1 protein-coding gene is annotated in these 1230 nt (G+C 66.0%); it reads left to right on the top strand.

Annotation, left to right across the window (positions count from 1 at the left end):
- Positions 1 to 59 precede the first annotated feature (59 nt).
- Positions 60 to 1223 (top strand): IS30 family transposase, encoded by a 1164-nt coding sequence (locus ABD296_RS49335; RefSeq protein ID WP_344285442.1) that lies wholly within the window; start codon positions 60 to 62, stop codon positions 1221 to 1223.
- Positions 1224 to 1230: the final 7 nt, after the last annotated feature.

The following is a 1230-nucleotide window of genomic DNA, read 5'->3' as shown; positions in this document are numbered from 1 at the left end:
CTTGGGCTCAAGGGATCAATGCATCACCGATAATGATCTTGGTCATTGTGGGAGGTGTAGTGCGGGACTACGGGTTCTCGGCTGTGCAGCAGGACGAGCTGTGGCGGCTATGGAAGGAGGGCGCGTCGCTCGGATTCATCGCGCGGAGTCTGGGCGCCGAGCTCCAGCACGTGCGGCGATTTCTTGGCCAGACCGGTGGCGTGAGGGTGTCACCGCCGCGGCGCTCGCCGCACCACCTCACCTCCGGGGAGCGTGAGGAGATCTCCCGTGGGATCGTCTCAGGCCTGTCCGCTCGGGCGATCGCCAGACAGCTGCGCCGGCCCGCTTCGACGGTGTCTCGGGAGATTCAGCGCAACGGTGGCCGCGACGCCTATCGCGCGCATGAAGCCGACGTGGCCGCACTGCAGCGCAGCCACCGTCCCAAGAAGGCGAAGCTGGCAAGCGCGCCCGTCCTGCGCGCCCTGGTCGAGGAGATGCTCGACCAGCGCTGGTCTCCTGTGCAGATCGCTGGTCGACTGGAGCTGCTGTTTCCCGATGAGCCGGCCATGCGGGTCTCGCACGAGACCATCTACCTGTCGCTGTATGACCCTCGGCGCCGAGCCATCGACCGCAAGCTGAGCAGGCGGCTGCGTACCGCCAGGCTCATGCGCCGCCCGCGGAAGGCCCGAGCGATAACCGGGCAGGGGCAGATCAAAGACATGACCCCGATCAAGGCGCGCCCACCCGAGATCGAGGACCGGGTCGTTCCTGGCCACTGGGAAGGCGACCTCATCATGGGCACACGTCCCTCGGCGATCGCGACCCTGGTCGAGCGCACCAGCCGCTACGTGAAGCTCGTCGCGCTACCCGATGGCAACAAAGCCCACGACGTCCGTCCGCACCTCACCCGGGCGGCCTTGGACATCCCCTCGCCGCTGCGTTTGTCCATGACCTGGGACCGCGGACGGGAGATGGCCGACCATCTGGCCTTCACCGCCGAGACCGGCATGCCGGTCTACTTCTGCGAGAGCCGAAGCCCTTGGCAGCGAGGCTCGAACGAGAATACGAACGGACTGCTTCGCCAGTACCTGCCCAAGTACCACGACCTCAGGAAACTCACCCAGGCAGACCTCGATGCGATCGCCGCCGAACTCAACGGCAGGCCCCGCGAAACCCACGGCTTCCTGTCATCCAGCGAGGTCTACTCTGACCTTTGCGGACAAGTTGATGCATTGATCCACTGAGGCCGCC

The sequence above is a fragment of the Actinomadura napierensis genome, from assembly GCF_039529375.1.
Taxonomy (GTDB): Bacteria; Actinomycetota; Actinomycetes; order Streptosporangiales; family Streptosporangiaceae; genus Spirillospora; species Spirillospora napierensis.
Note: the sequence above shows the minus strand (reverse complement) of the source record. Positions and strands in the feature narration are given on the sequence as shown.